The sequence below is a fragment of the Amycolatopsis sp. NPDC051371 genome, from assembly GCF_040682155.1.
Lineage (GTDB): Bacteria > Actinomycetota > Actinomycetes > Mycobacteriales > Pseudonocardiaceae > Amycolatopsis.
On sequence record NZ_JBFBAG010000009.1, the window covers coordinates 179,731 to 197,462 of the forward strand.

A 17,732-nucleotide genomic window follows, 5' to 3' on the forward strand; every position below is an offset into this window, starting at 1 on the left:
ATCGCCTCTCACGTCGTCAGCGCGACCGAAATGACAACCTTGTCGCGCAGTCGGTCGAACGGGGCAACCTTGGGCAGCGGCTCACCAGACAGTCAAGGGTCGCGTCAAGACCTGTCCACTTCGGGACAGCATGATCAGCCGTCTGCCCTACGACGTCGGTAGCCGAATCGGCACAATCCGCACGCGGACCGTTGACAACCCCCGGGCGGGTGGCGTTCAATCCCGGTCACTATGACAACGTTGTCTCCTCCCGGCCGGGACCGCGACGGCGCGCCGCGCACCGCGAGCAGGCGGGCCACCATGAGCGATGTGGCCCGGCTGGCGGGCGTGAGCATCAAGACCGTCTCGCGCGTGGTCAACGACGAACCGGCGGTGCACCCGGACACCGCCGAGCGCGTCATGGCGGCCATCGAGCAGCTGGGGTTCCGGCGCAACCTGGGCGCGCGCAACCTGCGCCGCGGGTCGACGACCGGCACCATCGGGCTGATCGTCGAGGACGTCGGCAACCCCTTCTACTCCGAGCTGAACCGCGCGGTCGAGCGCATCGCGACGTCGTTCGGCCGCCAGGTGCTCACCGGCTCGTCCGAGGAGAACTCCGACCGCGAACGCGAGCTCGTGCTGGAGTTCTGCGCGCGGCGGGTGGACGGCATCCTCGTCGTCCCGGCCGGCCTGCAGCACGGCTACCTGGTGCCGGAGATGCGCGCGGGCACGCCGGTGGTGTTCATCGACCGCCCGGCCGGCGACATCGTGGCCGACACCGTGCTGGTCGACAACCTCGGCGGCACCATCGAGGCCGTCACGCACCTGGCGAAGCACGGCCACCGCCGGATCGCGTTCCTCGGCGACAGCCCGGACATCTTCACCGCGGCCGAGCGCCTGCGCGGGTTCCGCGAGGGCTGCGTCCGCAACGGGATCTCCTACGACGAGTCCCTGGTCTCCATGCGGACGCCGACGCAGGAGTACATCGGCGACGCCGTGAAGCGCCTGATGCACGGCCCGGACGCGGCCACCGCGGTGATCGCCGGCAACAACCGGGTCGCCGTGCACGTGCTGCGCGCGCTGGCCCACGCGGAGCAGCGCCCGGCGATGGTCGGCTTCGACGACTTCGAGCTGGCCGACCTGCTCGACCCGCCGGTCACCGTCGTCGCGCACGACGTGAGCGCGCTCGGCCACGCCGCGGCCGAGCTGCTCTTCGCGCGCGTCCAAGGAGATCAATCCCCGCCCAGAAAGGTCGTCCTGCCCGTGCATCTCGTCGCCCGCGGTTCCGGTGAGGTCGCCCCGTGACCCTCGAACCCATCCGGCTCCCGGCCAACCAGCCCCCGCAGTTCTACCGCGGAGGCGACGCCATCGCGGCGCTGCGCGGCGCGTCTTCCGAGAAGAAGTTCGGCCCGGAGGACTGGGTCGCCTCGGTGAGCACCATGTTCGGCCAGGACACCAACGGCCTGACCCGGCTCCCGGACGGCGCCTGGCTGCGCGACGCGGTCGTCGCGAACCCGAACGGCTGGCTCGGCGCCAAGCACGTCGAGGCGCTCGGGACGTCGACCGGGCTGCTGGTCAAGCTGCTCGACGCGGGCCAGCGGCTGCCCGTGCACTTCCACCCGGACGACGCCTTCGCGAAGCAGCACTTCGACTCGCACTTCGGCAAGACCGAGGCGTGGATCGTGGTCGGCACCTACGGCGACGACCCGCGCGTCTACCCCGGCTTCAAGGAGACGCTGTCGAAGGCGACCGTGTCCGAGTGGACGCGGGAGCAGGACGTGCCCTCGATGCTGGGCGCATTGAACAGCGTCCCGGTGACCGCGGGCGACACCGTCTACATCCCGGCCGGGCTGCCGCACGCGATCGGCGAGGGCGTGTTCGTCGTCGAGCTGCAGCAGCCGACGGACTTCTCGCTGACCATCGAGTGGCGCGACTTCCTCGCGTCGCCGGAGAAGGGCCACCTCGGGATCGGCTTCGACACCGCGATCGAAGCACTCGACACCTCCGGGTGGGACACCGACCGGCTGGGCTCCATCATCAAGCGCACCGCGGGCGACAGCGCGTCCACCGTGGACCTGCTGGCCGGTGGATCGGAGCGGTTCTTCCGAGCCGACCAGCTGCGCACGGACGAGACGACAACGTTGTCACTCGACCCGTCGTTCGCCGTGCTCGTCGTCCTCGACGGCGAAGGCACCCTGCGCACCGAGCACGGCGGCGAGCACGCGCTGGCGAAGGGCGACACCTACGTCGTGCCGTTCGACGCCGGCCAGACCGAGCTGTCCGGCACGGCGACGGTGATCCGCTGCCGGCCGCCGGCGCCGGAGGAGAGGCACGGATGAGCGAAATCCTGCTGGAAGCGGTCGACCTGACGAAGCACTACGGGTCGGTCGAAGCCTTGCGCGGCGCGGCTTTCCAGGCCCGCGCGGGTGAGGTGACGGCGCTGATCGGCGACAACGGCGCCGGCAAGTCCACTTTGGTCAAGTGCCTCTCGGGCGCGGAGCAGCCGACGTCGGGAAAGATCCTCCTCGACGGCGCCGAGGCGCACTTCGACTCGCCGACCACGGCCCGGCGCCTGGGCATCGAGACCGTCTACCAGGACCTGGCCGTCGCACCCGAGCTGGATCCGGCGGCGAACCTGTTCCTGGGCCGCGAAATCCACCGCAAGGGTTTCCTCGGCAAGCTCGGCATGCTCGACAAGGCCGAGATGCGGCGGCGGGCCGTCGAGGAGTTCCAGCGCCTCGGCGTGACGCTGCAGAGCACCGACGTCCCGATCGGCTCGCTCTCCGGTGGGCAGCGCCAGAGCGTCGCGGTCGCGCGGTCGGTCGTGTGGGCGTCGAAGGTCGTGTTCATGGACGAGCCGACCGCGGCCCTGGGCGTCGTGCAGCGCGAGCGCGTGCTCGACGTCATCAAGAAGGTGCGCGACAAGGGCATCGCCGTCGTGCTGATCAGCCACAACATGCCCGAGGTGCTGTCGGTCGCCGATCGCGTCGAGGTGCTGCGGCTCGGCAAGCGCGTCGCCCGGTTCACCGGGTCCGACACGAAGCTCGAGGACCTCGTCGCCGCGATGACCGGCGCGCTCGTGCAAGAGGAGGCGGCGTGACCGTGTCGACGCCCGCGCAGAAGGACATCCAGGAAGCGCCCGACAGCGGCTTCGGCAAGCGGCCGCTGGGCAAACGTCTCGTCGGCGCCAACACGTTCTGGATCGCGCTGGTGCTGATCGCGCTGATCATCGTGTTCAGCGTGCTCGCGCCGAGCGCGTTCCCGACGCTGTACAACTTCCAGCTGCTGCTCATCGAGACGGCCGTGCTGCTGGTGCTCTCGGTCGGCATGACGTTCGTGATCATCACGTCCGGCATCGACCTGTCGGTGGGCTCGGTGCTCATCTTCGCCGGCATGGTCGGCGGCAAGACGATGGAGGCCATGTCCGGTGGCAACGCCGGCGGCGCGGGCTGGGGCGTGATCATCGTCGGGCTGATCGTCGCCGTCCTGGCCGGGACGGTGTGGGGCCTGATCAACGGCTTCCTCATCGCCGTCGCGGGCATCCCGCCGCTGATCGTCACGCTCGGCACGATGGGCGCGGCGCTCGGTGCGTCCCTGCTGCTCAACAACGGCAGCGACGTGCGCACGGTCCCGGTGGTGCTGAACAAGGAGCTCGGCTACGGCACGTCGTTCGGCGTCGTCCCGAACCTGGTGCTGATCGCCGTGGTGATCACGCTGATCGGCGCGTGGCTGCTGCACACCACGAAGTTCGGCCGCTACACGTTCGCCATCGGCTCGAACGCCGAAGGCGCGCGGCGCGCGGGCATCGGCGTCACCGCGCACCTGATGAAGGTCTACACGCTGACCGGCGTCCTGGCCGGGCTCGCCGGGTTCCTGTCGCTGGCCTACTACAACTCGACCACCATCACCGGGCACACCAGCGACAACCTCAACGCCATCGCGGCGACGGTCATGGGCGGGACGAGCCTCTTCGGCGGCATCGGCTCGGTGCTCGGCACCGTGATCGGCGTGTTCATCCCGGCCGTGCTGAAGAAGGGATTCAACATCACCGGCGTCCCGGACTTCTGGCAGATGATCGCGGTCGGCGCCGTGCTCATCGCCGCGGTCTGGTTCGACCAGCGCCGCCGCCGTCAACGCAACTCCCGCTGAGTTCCCCGAGTACAAAGAGGTGCTTTCGATGAACTTGACCAAGACGCTCGTCGCGGCCGGCGCGCTGGCGTCCGCCGCCGCGCTGCTCACCGCGTGCGGTTCCGGCACGGTGGGCGACACCGGCGGCGGTACCAGCCAGGCCAACTCGGCCAACGCCAAGAAGCTCGCGTTGATCCCGGGGGTGCAGGCCGAGCCGTTCTACATCTCCCTGCAGTGCGGCGCGGAGGCCGAGGCGAAGAAGCTCGGCTACGAGCTGACCACGCAGGCGCCCCAGAAGTTCGACGCGCCCCTGCAGACCCAGCTCGTCAACGCGCTCGGCGCGAACCCGCCGGCCGCGCTGCTCATCGCGCCGACCGACGACACGGCGATGCTCGCGCCGATCCAGCAGGTCAAGGCGCGCGGCGCGAAGATCGTCGAGGTCGACACCGCGCTCAAGGACTCGAGCGTCGCGGCGTCGTCGATCTCCTCCGACAACGCCCAGGGCGGCAAGCTCGCCGCCCAGACGATGGGGAAGCTGGCCGGCGGCAAGGCCGGCTCGGTGCTGGTGCTCGACACCATCGCCGGCACGTCGACGACGGCGGCGCGTGCGAAGGGCTTCGAGGAGGAGCTCAAGAACACGCCGAACCTCAAGTCCATCGGCATCCAGTTCACCCAGAACGAGCCCGACCAGGCCGCGTCCAAGGTGACCGCGGCGCTGGCCGCCAACCCGGACCTCATCGGCGTCTTCGCGACCAACCTCAACACCGGGGAAGGCGCGGCGACCGGCCTCCGCAACTCCGGCAAGGTCGGCGCGGTGAACCTGATCGGCTTCGACGCCAGCCCGTCCGAGGTCGAGGGCCTCAAGAACGGCCAGTACCAGGCCCTGATCGCCCAGGACCCGGCCTCGATCGGCACCCAGGGCGTCCAGCAGGCCGTGGCGGCCGTCGAGGGCAAGCCGGTGACGCGGAACCTGACCGCGGAGCTGCACTCGATCACCAAGGCGGACATGGACGCCAACTCGCAGTACTTCTACAAGCAGTCCTGCTGACCCCCTGATCGGCGGCGGGGCCGTGCCGCGACCCGGCACGGTCTCGCCGCTTTCACGTTCTGTCCGTCAGCTCCCCCGGTGATGGTTGTCAATCCGCTCACCAGGCGACTTCACCAACGCCGATCGCTCACCGCCGGTCACCGCGGTGCGGGCACCGCTCACCGCACGACCGGTTCCCCTGTCCGAGTGTTCCGCGTCACACTCGTCTGCACATGCATCAGCACATGCATGATCGCAGGGAGGGTGCGATGAACTACGAGCGGCCGGCGGAACACCGGACGATCCTCGCCGTGGACGTCGAGGGCTACGGCGACCAGCGCAGGACGACACCACACCGCCTGGCGTTGCGCAAAGGGCTGTACCGGGCGCTGTTCCGGGCCTTCGAGGACGCCGGCATCCCATGGCCGCACTGTCGGAGAGAGGACTGCGGGGACGGCGTCTTCGTCCTCGCGCCGGCGGAGATCCCCAAGGGGCCCTTCGTCGAATACCTGCCCAACGCGCTCGCCGTAGCGCTGCACCGGCACAACCTGACCCACCACGCCGAGGCCCGGATCCGGCTGCGAATGGCCCTGCATGCGGGCGAAGTCGCCTACGACGACTTCGGCGTCACGGCGCCGGCGATCAACCAGACGTTCCGGCTCCTGGAGGCGGCACCGCTGAAGGAAGCGCTCAAGTCCTCGCGCGGGGTGCTGGCGCTGATCACGTCGGCCTGGTTCTTCGACGAGGTCGTCCGGCACAGCGACGGGCTCGACCCGGCGACGTTCCGGCCGGTGCCGGTGGCGGTCAAGGAGACCCGCACGACCGGCTGGATCTCGCTGCCGGACCGGCCGTACCCGGCGAACGTCCTCCTGCGCGGCGACGTCACGGCGCTCCACGACTACCGCACCTGGCGCCGCTTCCGCCGCCACGCCCAGGTGCTGGCCGACCGCGACGACCCCGCGTAGCCGTAGGATCTGGTCCCCTGGACACCGCCGCCGAGGGGAGGCCCCGATGACCGTGCACCTGCGCCCGGCGTCCCGTGCCGACCCGCTGCCGGTGCTCGCCGCCGCCCGCCGGGTCACCGACGACCTGCGCGACGGCCTGTCCGGCACCCGGGCCCGCCGCGCCGCGCACGGCCTGCGCCGGCTCTTCGGCTTCCCGGGACTCGGCCTCACCGACCTGTCCGGCTCGCTGCTCTGGTCGGGCCGGCCGGGGCCGGACGCGATCGTCGCGACGGTGCTCGACGGCGTGCTCCACACCGAGGAACCCGGCTCCGCGCCGGACGTCCTCGCGCTGCCGCTGCACGTCCACGACGAACTGGCCGGGGCGCTGCTGGTCGTGGGCGACGTCCGGGACGCGGTCGCCGGCCAGGCCGCCGATCTCGTCGTCCAGGCTCTGGAGCGCGGCCGGCTGGAGGCGTCGGCGGACCAGGCGGCGCAGGCCGAACTGCGGGCGCTGCGCGCGGAGATGTCCCCGCACTTCGTCTACAACGCGCTGACCGTCATCGCGTCGCTGGTGCGCTCGGACCCCGACCGCGCCCGCGACCTCATGCTCGACTTCGCCGACTACACGCGCTACAGCCTGGCGCGCCACGGCGAGTACACGGTGGTCGCCGAGGAGTTCCGCGCGATCGAGACGTACCTGGCGCTGCAGCGGGCGGTGCTCGGTGAACGGCTGCGCGTCCAGGTGCGGGTCGCGCCGGAGATCCTCGCCGTCGCCGTGCCTTATCTCGTGCTGGAGCCGTTGGTGGAGAACGCGATCCGGCACGGCATCGAGCCGCGGTCGGGCACCGGGCTGGTCCAGGTGCACGGCCAGGCGGAAGGGAACGACTGCGTGATCTTCGTCGAGGACGACGGGGTCGGCATGGACCCGAAGCGCGCGGCCGACATCCTGGGCGGGCGCACCGGCGAGGACGACCCCGCCGGCCTCGGATTGGCCAATGTGGACAGACGGCTGCGGGACGTCTACGGCGCCTGGTACGGGCTGACCGTGGAGACCGAGGTCGGCGCGGGCACCCGCGTGATCGTCCGGGTGCCGCGGTTCCAGCCGGGGGTGCTGCCGTGACCGGGCTCCGGGTGCTGGCCGTCGACGACCTGCCTCCCGCGTTGGACGAGTTGTGCCGCATGCTGCGCGAAGCGCCCGAAGTCGGCGAAGTCGTCGGCGCGGCCGACGCGCTGAAGGCGTTGAGGCTGCTGCAAGCCGACCGCTTCGACGCGGTGTTCCTCGACATCTCGATGCCGGGCCTCGACGGTCTCGAGCTCGCCGGGCTGCTGGCGAAGCTGAGCGAGCCGCCGGTGATCGTGTTCGTCACGGCGCACGACGGGCACGCGGTGACGGCGTACGGCATCGGCGCCGTCGACTACCTGCTGAAACCGGTCCGCGCCGAGCGGCTCTCGGCGGCTTTGGCCAAGGTGACGCGGATGGCGACGCCGTCTTCGCGCTCGACCCCGGACGCGATGGCCGCGCTCCCGGTCGAGTCCGGCGGCCGCACCCGGTACGTCCGCCGCGACGACGTGTCGTTCGTGGAGGCCCACGGCGACTACGTCCGCCTGCACACCCGCGCCGGCGTGCACCTCGTGCGGATGCCGATCTCTCGGCTCGAGGAGTACTGGGAGGGCACCGGGTTCAGCCGGGTGCACCGCGGGTTCCTCCTCTCCGTGGGGGCGGTGCTGGAGCTGCGCAGCGACTCGGCGGGTGGGCTGCTGGCCCACACCGAAGCGGGCGACGTCCCGGTCAGCCGCCGGCACGCGCGAGACCTCCGGGACAGGCTGCTCGAAGCCGCCCAGCGCGGTCAGCTCGGGCCGGGCCCGCGATGAGCAAGATCCGCCGCGTCGCCGTCACCAGCCCGCAAACCCGCCTGGCCCACGCCCGGCGCCGCTCCCGCCACCGCTGGCGCCAGTCCCGCCTCCCCGTGGGCGACACCCAGCGCGCCACCACCCTCTACCGCGCCCAGCGCCGCCGCGGCGTCCCCGCTCTCGTCCTGATGTTCGCGCTCCTGCTCGGCCTGCCGGGCATCTTCGCGATCTTCCCGGGCCTGGACACCGTGCGGCTGCTGGGAATCCCGGTGTCCTGGCTGATGATCGCGGTCCTCCCGTACCCGGCGATGGCCCTGCTGGCCCGCTGGCAGCTCCGCCGCGCCGAGCGCCTCGAGGACGACGAATGACCAGAGCGCCCCAATGTGGCCTTCGGTGCGTTGAACGCACCCAAGGCCACATTGGGGCGCACGAGAACGGGACCGGCTGATGGGCGTCGCGCTCGCCGTCGCCCCCGTCGTGCTCGTGACGCTGCTCATCGGCGTCCGCGGGGTCGCCGCCATGCGCACGACGTCGGACTTCCTGGTGGCGTCCCGGCGGATCTCGCCGCTCGTCAACTCGGCCGCCGTCTCGGGCGAGTACCTGTCCGCGGCGTCGTTCCTCGGCGTCGCCGGGCTCGTGGTCAAGGACGGCATCGGGGCGCTCTGGTACCCGGTCGGCTTCACCGCCGGCTACATCGCGATGCTCGTCCTCGTCGCGGCCCCGATGCGGCGCTCGGGCGCGCTGACCGTCCCCGACTTCGCCGAAGCCCGCCTCAACTCCCCCGCGCTGCGCCGCCTGGCCGCGGTAGTCGTCTTGGTGATCGGCACCATCTACGTCGTCCCGCAGTTCCGCACCGCCGGCCTGGTGCTCACCGCGGTCGGCGGCACGCCGTACTGGGTCGGCGTCGTGCTGGCCGGCGCCGCGGTCAGCGTCACCCTGGCGCTGGGCGGGATGCGCGCGGCGACGTACGTCCAGGCGTTCCAGTTCGTGCTGAAGCTGCTGCTGTTCCTGATCCCGGCCATCTGGCTCGTGCTGCAGGCCGGCGCGGTCAACCGGGCCGACGCGCTGAACCCGGTCGAGTTCACCCACTTCGCCCGCGAGACGCCGGTGAAGTTCGAAGTGGACGTCACCATGGAAATCCGCGAACCCACCGCCGTGCGCCGCAACGGCGTGGCGGAAACCCTGTTTCCGGGCGAGTTCACCGCGCACAGCCAGGACGAGGTCGTGTTCGGCGAGGGCGCGGCGGTCCCGTCGGTCCGCGGCGGCGCCCCGCTCGGCGGGCACGACTGGCAACGCCCGCTGCTCGACCTCGGCGACCAGGGCTACCCGCTGCTCGGCACCTGGGCGGTGCTCATCGCGACCATGCTCGGCACCATGGGCCTGCCGCACGTGCTCATGCGCTTCCACACCAGCCCCGACGGCCGCGCCGCACGCCGCACGGCCGCGATCACCGTGGCGCTCCTGGGAATCTTCTACCTCTTCCCCGGCGTGTACGGCGTTCTCGGCCGGGTGCTCGTACCCGGGCTGTACCTGTCCGGCGCGACCGACACGGTCGTCGTCGCGCTGCCGTACCAAGTGGACAGTGGCTGGGCCGGCGGCCTCTTCACGGCGTTGCTGACCGCGGGCGCGTTCGCAGCGTTCCTGGCGACATCGCTCGGCCTGCTGCTGGTGATGTCCGGCGCGATCGCGCACGACCTCGTCCCCGGTGGGCTGCGCCGGCTGCGGATCGCCGTGTTCGGCGTCGCCGGCGTGATGGTGCTGCTGGCGCTGCGTTCGGCCGAGCTCGACGCCGGGGTGCTCGTCACGTGGGGCTTCACCGTGGCCGCGTCGACGTTCTGCCCGCTGCTCGTGCTCGGCATCTGGTGGCCGCGGCTGACCGCGGCGGGCGGGATCGCCGGGGTGCTGACCGGGCTCGTCGCGTCGTCGGGCTCGATCCTGTTCGCCCTCGCCGGCCCGGACCTGCACGGCTGGGTGGCGATCTTGGTGCAGCAACCGGCACCCTGGTCGGTACCGCTGGCGTTCGGCGTAATGGCGTTGGTCTCCCTGCGGGGCAGGCCACCCGCCTGGTCGACGGCGGCGATGTTGCGCCTGCACCTCGACGAACCCCGTTCGACGGGACCGCGTGACCGTTCGTCAACCGTTCGTCGTCTGGCCCGGCTGTTGAACCGCTGAATCTTCACACGAGACTCACACGTCCCTACGGTGTCGCAGGTCACTTTCCGCAACGTCGCAGGGAGCAGCGATGAGCACGACCGACACTGGCGGCGGGCCCCCGGACACGTCAGAAACCATCTGGGAACGCGCGCACGAAAGCACCGAATTCCGTGAGCTGCGCAGCCGCCTGCGCCGGTTCGTCTTCCCGATGACGGCAGTGTTCCTCCTCTGGTACCTGCTGTACGTGCTCCTGGCGGACTACGCGCACGGCTTCATGAGCACCAAGGTGTTCGGCAACATCAACGTCGGCCTGATCTTCGGCCTGCTGCAGTTCGTCTCGACGTTCGTGATCACCGGCCTCTACGTCCGGTACGCCAACCGGAAGCTGGACCCGGTCGCCGAGAAGATCCGCGAAGACATCGAAGGCGACGCTGCGAAGGAGCAGGCATGACGACGAACATCGCCGCGGGCGTGGAAGGCAGCAACCCGCTCCTCAACATCATCATCTTCGCCGCCTTCGTGCTCATCACCCTGGTGATCGTGTTCCGCGCGAGCCGCAACACGAAGACGGCGTCGGACTACTACGCCGCCGGCCGCGCCTTCACCGGTCCCCAGAACGGCATCGCCATCTCGGGTGACTACCTGTCGGCGGCGTCGTTCCTCGGCATCGCGGGCGCCATCGCGATCAACGGCTACGACGGCTTCCTCTACTCCATCGGCTTCCTGGTCGCGTGGCTCGTAGCGCTGCTGCTGGTCGCGGAACTGCTGCGCAACACCGGCAAGTTCACGATGGGCGACGTGCTGGCGTTCCGGATGAAGCAGCGCCCGGTGCGGGCCGCGGCCGCGACGTCGACGCTGATCGTGTCGTTCTTCTACCTGCTGGCCCAGATGGCCGGTGCCGGCGGTCTCGTCGCGCTGCTGCTCGGCGTCGAAGGCGGTGGCGCACAGGCCATCGTGATCGCCGTGGTCGGCATCATCATGATCGCCTACGTCCTCATCGGCGGCATGAAGGGCACCACCTGGGTGCAGATCATCAAGGCCGCGCTGCTGATCGTCGGCGCGCTCGTGATCACCCTGTGGGTGCTGGGCAAGTACAACTTCAACTTCTCCAGCCTGCTGCAGGCCGCCGTCGACAAGGCGGGCAAGGCCGGGGAGACGCTGCTCGGCCCGGGCAAGCAGTACGGCGCCACCGGAACGTCCAAGCTGGACTTCTTCTCCCTGGGCATCGCGCTGGTGCTGGGCACCGCCGGTCTGCCGCACGTCCTGATGCGCTTCTACACGGTGCCGACGGCCCGCGACGCGCGTCGTTCGGTGGTCTGGGCGATCGTGCTGATCGGCGTGTTCTACCTGTTCACGCTGGTGCTGGGCTACGGCGCCGGTGCGCTGGTCGGGCCGGACACGATCAAGAAGGCGCCGGGTGGCGTCAACTCCGCGGCCCCGCTGCTCGCGCTCGAACTGGGCGGGCCGGTGCTGCTGGGCCTGATCTCCGCGGTCGCGTTCGCGACGATCCTCGCGGTGGTCGCCGGCCTGACGATCACGGCGTCGGCGTCCTTCGCCCACGACGTCTACGCGAACGTCGTCAAGCGGGGCAAGACGTCGCCGGACTCCGAGGTCAAGGTCGCCCGGATCACCGCTGTCGTGATCGGTGCCCTCGCGATCGGCGGCGGCATCCTGGCCAACGGGCAGAACGTTGCCTTCCTGGTGGCGCTCGCGTTCGCGGTGGCGGCATCGGCGAACCTGCCGACGATCCTCTACTCGCTGTTCTGGAAGCGGTTCAACACCCAGGGCGCGCTGTGGTCGATCTACGGTGGCCTGGCCATCACGATCGTGCTGATCGTGTTCTCGCCGGCGGTGTCCGGCAAGAGCACGTCGATGATCAAGACCGCCGACTTCGCCTGGTTCCCGCTGAGCAACCCCGGCCTCGTCTCGATCCCGGCCGCGTTCTTCCTGGGCTGGCTGGGCACGGTCCTGTCCAAGGAGCACGACGAGAAGAAGTACGCCGAGATGGAGGTCCGCTCCCTCACCGGCGCGGGCGCCGAGAAGGCCGTCGCCCACTGACCGGTTTCTCAGAGGCGGCACGACCCCCGAAGGCCGCCGCGAGGGTGTTCCCGATCCCCTCGCGGCGGCCTTCGGCCATCAGTAAGGCAGTTTCCCCTCGGCGACGCCCGCGAGGGTCGCTTCGAGGTGCTTGCGGGCGTACTGCCACAGCCCGCCACCGAGCGAAATCCTCGCCACTCCCAGTTCGGCCAGGCCGCCCAGGCCCGGGCTGCCTGGCCACGCGGGCGCGTTGACGGCGCCGCCGACCCCCTGCACGAACGCCGCGAGCACCTCGGGCGTGCGCAGGTGGATCGGGTAGACGCAGTCGGCGCCCGCCTCGAGGTAGGCCTTCGCCCGGGCGATGCCGTCGACGAGGTGGTCCTTGGCGTCGACGCCGCGGAAGGAGTCGACGCGGGCGTTGATCACCAGGCCGTCGCCCGCCGCCTCGCGCAGGGCGGCGATCCGTTCCGCCTGCTCGGCGACCGGCCGCACGTCGCCCGTGGCGTGGTCGGTGTCCTCGAAGTTGCAGCCGACGGCGCCGGCGTCGAGCAGCCGGCCCGCCAGCTCGGCGCCGGACAGGCCGTAGCCCGACTCGGCGTCGACGGTCACCGGGACGCCGACCGCCTTGGCGATCCGCGCGGCGGCGGCGAACATCTCCGCGGCCGGGGCCTTTTCGCCGTCGGGGAAACCGAGCGCGGACGCCACGGCGACCGAGCTGGTCGCCACGACCGGGAACCCGGCGGCCTCGACGAGCCTGGCGGTGTCGGCGTCCCACGCGTTCGGCAGGACCAGCGGCCTGCCGGGGACGTGCAGCGCCTTGAGGGCGGCGGCGGTCACGCGTCGCGCTTCGGGAGCGGGCTGTGGCTGGTGACGGCCATGCGGTTCCAGCTGTTGATCGCGATGACCTCCCACGCGATCGCGCGGTACTGGTCTTCGGTCAGCACCTTCGTCGCCTGCTCGTAGACGTCGTCGGGGATGGTCTGGGTCGCCGACAGCTTGGTCATCGCCTCGGTAAGGACGAGGGCGGCCTCTTCCTCTTCGGTGAACAGGTCGGTCTCGCGCCAGCCGTCGAGCACGAACAGCCGGCGAGTCGACTCGCCCAGTTCCAAGGCGTCGCGGCTGTGCATGTCGAGGCAGTACGCGCAGCCGTTGAGCTGGGAGGCCCGCATCTTCACCAGTTCCAGCAGCTTCGGGTCGACGCCCGCGTTCGCCGCGGCCTTGTTCACCTCGGCCTGCAGGTTCGCCATCGCCTGGTAGATCTCGGGCGCGCGCCCGAGTCCGATTCGCTTCGTCATGACATCCACGCTAGTCCGAACTGGTCCACGGGTATGGTCCAGTCACATGACGGATTCGTGGTCCAGTTCCGGATTCGACGTCCACCTCGACTGGGACGCCTCGACCGGCCGCGCCGGCCTCGCGGCGGCGATCCGCGCGGCCATCCGCGAGGGCCGGTGGCAGGCGGACGCGGCGGTGCCCTCGACCCGTTCCCTGGCGCACGACCTGGGCATCGCGCGCGGCACGGTGACCAGGGTGTACGCCGACCTCGCCGCCGAGGGATACCTGCGGACGGCCCAGGGCGCGCCGACCCGCGTGGCGACGGCGGGCTCGCTCCCCCAGTCCGCGCCGCGGCAGGCACCCCGCGACCCGGCACCACGTTGGGACCTGCGGCCGGGCCGTCCGGACCTGACGGCGTTTCCGCGCCAGGCCTGGATCAGCGCGACCCGGCGGGCCCTGCTGCGGACCCCGGCGGCGGCGTTCGGCTACGAGTCGGAGCAGGGCGCACCGGAGCTGCGCAGCACCCTCGCCGGCTACCTCGCCCGGGCCCGCGGAGTGGTCGCGGACCCGGAGCGGATCGTCATCTGCCACGGGTATTCGCACGCCATCGCCGTGGTGTCCCGGGCCCTGGCCGAGCTGGGCGTCGGCGAAACGGCGTTCGAGAACCCGTCCCTGGAGATGTACCGCTCGATCGCGGCGGCGCAGGGCCAGCGGGTCGTCGGCGTTCCGGTGGACGAACACGGGCTCGACGTGTCCGCATTGGACAGTCCGGCGGTGGTCGTGACGGCGGCGCACCAGTACCCCACCGGCGTCACGCTGGCCCCGCACCGTCGCACCGAGCTGACCCGCTCGGGCGCGTTCGTGCTGGAAGACGACTACGACGGCGAGTTCCGCTTCGACCGCCAGCAGGTCGGGGCGCTGCAGGCGCTGGCGCCGGAGCGGGTGGTGTACGCGGGGACGGCGAGCAAGACCCTGGCGCCGGCCCTGCGGCTGGCGTGGCTGGTGCTGCCGCGGAAGCTGGTGGAGCCGGTCCGCGCGGCGATGGCCGACAGCGGCTCGCGCCCGGCGGTGCTGAACCAGCTGGCCCTGGCCGAGCTGATCGACTCCGGCGCGTACGACCAGCACGTCCGCCGCAGCCGCGCCGAATACAGCTCTCGCCGCGCTCGCCTCATCGCGGCCCTCCCGGACTCCGTGCGCCCCCAAGGCATCGCGGCCGGGCTGCACCTGCTGCTGATACTCCCGCCGGACGGCCCGTCGGAGGCCACAGCCCTGGCGGCCTGCCGCCGCCGCGCGATCGGCGTCGAGGGCCTGGACGGCTACTGGATGGACGCCGGCCGCCCCGGCGGCCTGATAGTGGGCTACGCGGCAACCCCGAAACACGCGTTCGCCGGCGCCACCCAGACCTTGATCGAGGCCCTCTGGGAAATCACGGCCTGACGACTCCCGCCCCCAACCACACGACTTCCGTCCCCAATCACGCGAGTCCCGCCCCCAATCACGCAAGTCCCGCCCCCAGTCACCCGACTTCCGCCCCAACCACACGAGTCCCGCCCCAACCACACGAGTCCCGCCCCAACCACACGAATCTCGGCCTCAATCACGCGAGCCGACTCTCCAGGTACGCGAGCCGACCCTTCAATCACACGGGTCGACCTCCCGATCACCCGTGATGCCCTTCCCATCACGGGTGATGCCTCCCCAATCACACGTGATTCCCCCTCAATCACGCGAAAAGCCCCAAGCGGGCCACCTCCGAGTCAGGAGGTGGCCCGCGATCACCGTCAGAACCAGCAGCCGGGCCGGACGCGGAGCAGTTCCGTCCGCAGCACCGGCGTCCCGTCGAGCGGCGCCGGGTCGTCCGCCGTCGGCTGGATCCCGCCGGCGGCCACCCGGTCCAGGGTCTTCAGTCCTTCGGCGCCGACCGTGCCGAACACCGTGTAGTTCGGCCGCAGCGCGGAATCGCCGTACACGACGAAGAACTGCGAGCCGTTCGTGTCCGGCCCCGCGTTGGCCATCGCCAGCAATCCGCGCGCGTAGACCTTGCGCGCCCCGGTCGGGTCGGTCGGCGACGGCGGCAGGTCCACCGGCAGCTCGTCCTTGTACTTGTAGCCCGGCCCGCCCTCGCCGGTCGCGCTCGGGTCGCCGCACTGCAGGACCTTCAACGTCGGGTACGACGTGAGCCGATGGCACACCGTGTGGTCGTAGAACTGGTGCTGCGCCAGGTGCAGGAAGCTCTGCACGGTGCACGGTGCCTTCGCGCGGTCGAGCCGCAGCGGCAGCGCGCCCTGGCTGGTCGGGACGGCGACGTCGACCTTCCCGTGGCTCGGCGTGTGCCGCGGGTCGGGCGGCAGCGGCACCGGCCGCGCGGGCGGTTCGTCCGGCGTTTCGGTGTACTGGCACGGCCCGTGCGTCGTCTTCGGCGGTGGCGCGTCGGCCGCGGTGGCGACGCCGTTGCCGGCCACGAACAACGCGCCGGCCGCCAGCGCGGTGACGAGTGTCTTCTTCATCCTGCACGCCCTCCCAGTGATCGCCCGTTCCGGAGCGCCCCGCAGTCTAGGGCCGGGCACCGACAGCCAGAACCGGCGAAAGTCGCCCATGTCACGCGATCGGGTGACCCTCGGCGCCCGGACCCCAGAAATTGTCGGACCCCCGGCGCACGATGGTGATCACGCGGCAAACCGCCGCCCGGCGAAGGGCACGACCATGACGAGAAGTGTTGGGGCAGCGAGGGTTTCGAGCCTGGTGCGGGCGGTGCTGGGGTTCCTGCGCGGCGCACCCGTGCGCTGCCCTGCCGGTGCGGTCGCGACGAGCGGGCGGCCCGGCCTCGACCGGTCAAGAGCCACGCCGGAAAGACGCGAGCGCGATCAGGAAGGTGGTCCCGATTCCCGCGGCGATGACGAACACCGCCACCCTGATCCCGCCGCCGGTCGCGATCCGCAGCGCGTCACCGTCGAGGCCCCGGGCATCGGCGGTGGTATTGGCGATGAGGACCAGCACCGCGAGCCCGGCCGCCGCCCCCATGCCGGAGCCGGTGGTGACGATCCCCGAGGCGACCCCTTGGTGACGGTCCGGCACCCGGGTCGCCGCGGCGATGTACATGGCCGTGAACACCATCCCGTCGCCGACGCTGACCGCGATCAAGCCCGGCACCAGCGACGCGTAGGAGCCGTCCGGCGTGAGAGCGAGCCCGAGCAAGCACGCGCCCAGGGCGCCGACGGCGAGCGCGCCGAGCAGAGCGCGCCGGACCCCGATCCGGGTCACCACGGGCCCGGCCAGCACCGAGCCGGAGACCACCACGGCGGTGGGCAGCAGGAAGCTGAGCCCGGTGGCCAGCGCGTCGTATCCCCGGACGTCTTGAAGCCAGATGGACATGAAGTACAGCAGCGATCCGAAGGTGGCCGTGAACATGAACACGACCACCAAGGCCAGAACGAGACTGGGATTGGTCAGCAGGTGGCGGGGCAGCAGTGGGTCCGCAGTGCGCCGCTCGATCACCGCGAAAGCCCCGAGCAACACGACTCCCGCGACCAGGGCGGCCACGATTCCCGGCGAGCCCCACCCCGCGTCCGGCCCCCTGACGAGCGCGAACGCCAGCAGGGTCATGGCGCCGGTGGCGCTCAGCGTGCCCGCCGAGTCGAACCGCCGTCTCCCCTCGCGTGGCCGGTCGGCACCGATGAGCGCGAACGCGGCCACGACCGCGAAACCGGCCAGCGGGACGTTGACGAAAAACACCGCACGCCACCCGAAACCCTGCGTGAGCACACCTCCGAGCAGAACCCCGACGACCAGGCCGGCGGCACCGGCTCCGCCCCACACGCTCAGCGCGCGATTGCGGTCGCGGCCCTCGGCAAATGTCGTGTTGACGATCGCCAGGGTGCTGGGAAAGACCAACGCCCCGCCCAGGCCCTGAAGCGTGCGGCCGGAGAGCTGGAGAAACGGCACGGTGGCCAGGCCCCCGAGCACCGACGCGACGGCATAAAGCACCAGTCCGGTCACCAGCATCCGCCGCCTGCCGAGCAGATCCGCGGCCCGACCACCGAACAGGAGGAACCCGCCGGAGGCGATCGCGTAGGTGCTGATCACCGCTTGGAGGGTCTGGGCGGAGTAACCCAGGTCCCGGCCGATCTCGGGTAATGCGACCACAACGATGTATTGGTCGAGCGAAACGATCAGCATCGCGAACGCCAGCAAGGCCAACCGGGCACCCCGGCGGTCGTAGCGCGCGACTGTGGGCGGCACCGACGTCAATTCCGGTTCGGACAGCATGCATGCCTCCTGGTCGTGGCTCCGAGTCGCGACTGAACTGTACGCTCCAGTTCATATGAACTCAACTGTTC

General features: G+C 71.0%; 17 protein-coding genes. 13 read left to right on the top strand and 4 right to left on the bottom strand.

Going from position 1 to position 17,732, the window contains the following annotated elements; translation table 11 throughout:
- Positions 1-300: 300 nt before the first annotated feature.
- The 12 genes from AB0M59_RS14360 (at position 301) to AB0M59_RS14415 (ending at position 12,141) form a co-directional block, all read left to right on the top strand.
- Positions 301-1,284 carry a LacI family DNA-binding transcriptional regulator gene (locus AB0M59_RS14360; protein WP_155544981.1) on the top strand — a complete coding sequence of 328 codons (984 nt, stop codon included), beginning with the start codon at positions 301-303 and terminating at the stop codon, positions 1,282-1,284.
- Positions 1,281-2,318, top strand: coding sequence for a mannose-6-phosphate isomerase (locus AB0M59_RS14365; RefSeq protein WP_364614032.1), 1,038 nt, complete (start codon positions 1,281-1,283; stop codon positions 2,316-2,318). The genes AB0M59_RS14360 and AB0M59_RS14365 overlap by 4 nt, the downstream gene beginning before the upstream one ends.
- The gene (locus AB0M59_RS14370; protein ID WP_364614035.1) at positions 2,315-3,079 is read left to right on the top strand and encodes an ATP-binding cassette domain-containing protein; all 765 of its coding nucleotides are present in this window, start codon (positions 2,315-2,317) and stop codon (positions 3,077-3,079) included. The genes AB0M59_RS14365 and AB0M59_RS14370 overlap by 4 nt, the downstream gene beginning before the upstream one ends.
- On the top strand, positions 3,076-4,128 hold the full coding sequence (locus AB0M59_RS14375) for an ABC transporter permease (protein ID WP_364614038.1): 1,053 nt from the start codon (positions 3,076-3,078) through the stop codon (positions 4,126-4,128). Before AB0M59_RS14370 ends, AB0M59_RS14375 begins: the two co-directional genes overlap by 4 nt.
- A 28-nt stretch (positions 4,129-4,156) precedes the next feature.
- Positions 4,157-5,155 (top strand): ABC transporter substrate-binding protein, encoded by a 999-nt coding sequence (locus tag AB0M59_RS14380; RefSeq protein WP_364614041.1) that lies wholly within the window; start codon positions 4,157-4,159, stop codon positions 5,153-5,155.
- A gap of 248 nt (positions 5,156-5,403) precedes the next feature.
- Complete coding sequence (locus AB0M59_RS14385; RefSeq protein WP_364614044.1) at positions 5,404-6,099, top strand: hypothetical protein; 696 nt, start codon at positions 5,404-5,406, stop codon at positions 6,097-6,099.
- Positions 6,100-6,145: 46 nt separating this feature from the next.
- Complete coding sequence (locus AB0M59_RS14390) at positions 6,146-7,198, top strand: histidine kinase (RefSeq protein WP_364614047.1); 1,053 nt, start codon at positions 6,146-6,148, stop codon at positions 7,196-7,198.
- Positions 7,195-7,950 carry a LytTR family DNA-binding domain-containing protein gene (locus AB0M59_RS14395; RefSeq protein WP_364614050.1) on the top strand — a complete coding sequence of 252 codons (756 nt, stop codon included), beginning with the start codon at positions 7,195-7,197 and terminating at the stop codon, positions 7,948-7,950. The genes AB0M59_RS14390 and AB0M59_RS14395 overlap by 4 nt, the downstream gene beginning before the upstream one ends.
- On the top strand, positions 7,947-8,297 hold the full coding sequence (locus AB0M59_RS14400) for a hypothetical protein (RefSeq protein ID WP_364614053.1): 351 nt from the start codon (positions 7,947-7,949) through the stop codon (positions 8,295-8,297). The genes AB0M59_RS14395 and AB0M59_RS14400 overlap by 4 nt, the downstream gene beginning before the upstream one ends.
- Before the next feature lie 79 nt (positions 8,298-8,376).
- Positions 8,377-10,101: a cation acetate symporter gene (locus AB0M59_RS14405; protein ID WP_364614056.1), complete on the top strand. Its 1,725-nt coding sequence runs from the start codon at positions 8,377-8,379 to the stop codon at positions 10,099-10,101.
- Positions 10,102-10,171: 70 nt separating this feature from the next.
- A complete protein-coding gene (locus tag AB0M59_RS14410) occupies positions 10,172-10,534 on the top strand; it encodes a DUF485 domain-containing protein (protein ID WP_364614059.1) in 363 nt (120 codons plus the stop codon).
- Positions 10,531-12,141, top strand: coding sequence for a cation acetate symporter (locus AB0M59_RS14415; protein ID WP_364614061.1), 1,611 nt, complete (start codon positions 10,531-10,533; stop codon positions 12,139-12,141). The genes AB0M59_RS14410 and AB0M59_RS14415 overlap by 4 nt, the downstream gene beginning before the upstream one ends.
- A 78-nt stretch (positions 12,142-12,219) precedes the next feature.
- Here the strand turns inward: AB0M59_RS14415 and AB0M59_RS14420 are convergent, their stop codons facing one another.
- Both AB0M59_RS14420 and AB0M59_RS14425 read right to left on the bottom strand, forming a co-directional pair.
- Entirely contained in the window at positions 12,220-12,957 is a 738-nt protein-coding gene (locus AB0M59_RS14420) for an isocitrate lyase/phosphoenolpyruvate mutase family protein (protein ID WP_364614064.1), read from the bottom strand.
- A complete protein-coding gene (locus AB0M59_RS14425) occupies positions 12,954-13,415 on the bottom strand; it encodes a carboxymuconolactone decarboxylase family protein (RefSeq protein ID WP_364614067.1) in 462 nt (153 codons plus the stop codon). Before AB0M59_RS14425 ends, AB0M59_RS14420 begins: the two co-directional genes overlap by 4 nt.
- Before the next feature lie 46 nt (positions 13,416-13,461).
- On the opposite strand from AB0M59_RS14425, the gene AB0M59_RS14430 reads away from it, so the two are divergent.
- A complete protein-coding gene (locus AB0M59_RS14430) occupies positions 13,462-14,832 on the top strand; it encodes a PLP-dependent aminotransferase family protein (RefSeq protein WP_364614070.1) in 1,371 nt (456 codons plus the stop codon).
- A gap of 344 nt (positions 14,833-15,176) precedes the next feature.
- Here the strand turns inward: AB0M59_RS14430 and AB0M59_RS14435 are convergent, their stop codons facing one another.
- On the bottom strand, positions 15,177-15,902 hold the full coding sequence (locus tag AB0M59_RS14435; protein ID WP_364614073.1) for a peptidylprolyl isomerase: 726 nt from the start codon (positions 15,900-15,902) through the stop codon (positions 15,177-15,179).
- Between the two features lie 325 nt (positions 15,903-16,227).
- Positions 16,228-17,661 (bottom strand): MFS transporter, encoded by a 1,434-nt coding sequence (locus AB0M59_RS14440; RefSeq protein ID WP_364614076.1) that lies wholly within the window; start codon positions 17,659-17,661, stop codon positions 16,228-16,230.
- Between the last annotated feature and the right edge of the window lie 71 nt (positions 17,662-17,732).

Bases quoted from the DNA above. Each gene is read 5' to 3' on its own strand.
- AB0M59_RS14405 (WP_364614056.1), top strand. From the start codon at position 8,377: ATGGGCGTCGCGCTCGCCGTCGCCCCCGTCGTGCTCGTGACGCTGCTC.
- AB0M59_RS14410 (WP_364614059.1), top strand. From the start codon at position 10,172: ATGAGCACGACCGACACTGGCGGCGGGCCCCCGGACACGTCAGAAACC.
- AB0M59_RS14435 (WP_364614073.1), bottom strand. From the start codon at position 15,902: ATGAAGAAGACACTCGTCACCGCGCTGGCGGCCGGCGCGTTGTTCGTG.
- AB0M59_RS14430 (WP_364614070.1), top strand. From the start codon at position 13,462: ATGACGGATTCGTGGTCCAGTTCCGGATTCGACGTCCACCTCGACTGG.
- AB0M59_RS14370 (WP_364614035.1), top strand. From the start codon at position 2,315: ATGAGCGAAATCCTGCTGGAAGCGGTCGACCTGACGAAGCACTACGGG.
- AB0M59_RS14400 (WP_364614053.1), top strand. From the start codon at position 7,947: ATGAGCAAGATCCGCCGCGTCGCCGTCACCAGCCCGCAAACCCGCCTG.
- AB0M59_RS14440 (WP_364614076.1), bottom strand. From the start codon at position 17,661: ATGCTGTCCGAACCGGAATTGACGTCGGTGCCGCCCACAGTCGCGCGC.
- AB0M59_RS14415 (WP_364614061.1), top strand. From the start codon at position 10,531: ATGACGACGAACATCGCCGCGGGCGTGGAAGGCAGCAACCCGCTCCTC.
- AB0M59_RS14425 (WP_364614067.1), bottom strand. From the start codon at position 13,415: ATGACGAAGCGAATCGGACTCGGGCGCGCGCCCGAGATCTACCAGGCG.
- AB0M59_RS14390 (WP_364614047.1), top strand. From the start codon at position 6,146: ATGACCGTGCACCTGCGCCCGGCGTCCCGTGCCGACCCGCTGCCGGTG.
- AB0M59_RS14385 (WP_364614044.1), top strand. From the start codon at position 5,404: ATGAACTACGAGCGGCCGGCGGAACACCGGACGATCCTCGCCGTGGAC.
- AB0M59_RS14380 (WP_364614041.1), top strand. From the start codon at position 4,157: ATGAACTTGACCAAGACGCTCGTCGCGGCCGGCGCGCTGGCGTCCGCC.
- AB0M59_RS14360 (WP_155544981.1), top strand. From the start codon at position 301: ATGAGCGATGTGGCCCGGCTGGCGGGCGTGAGCATCAAGACCGTCTCG.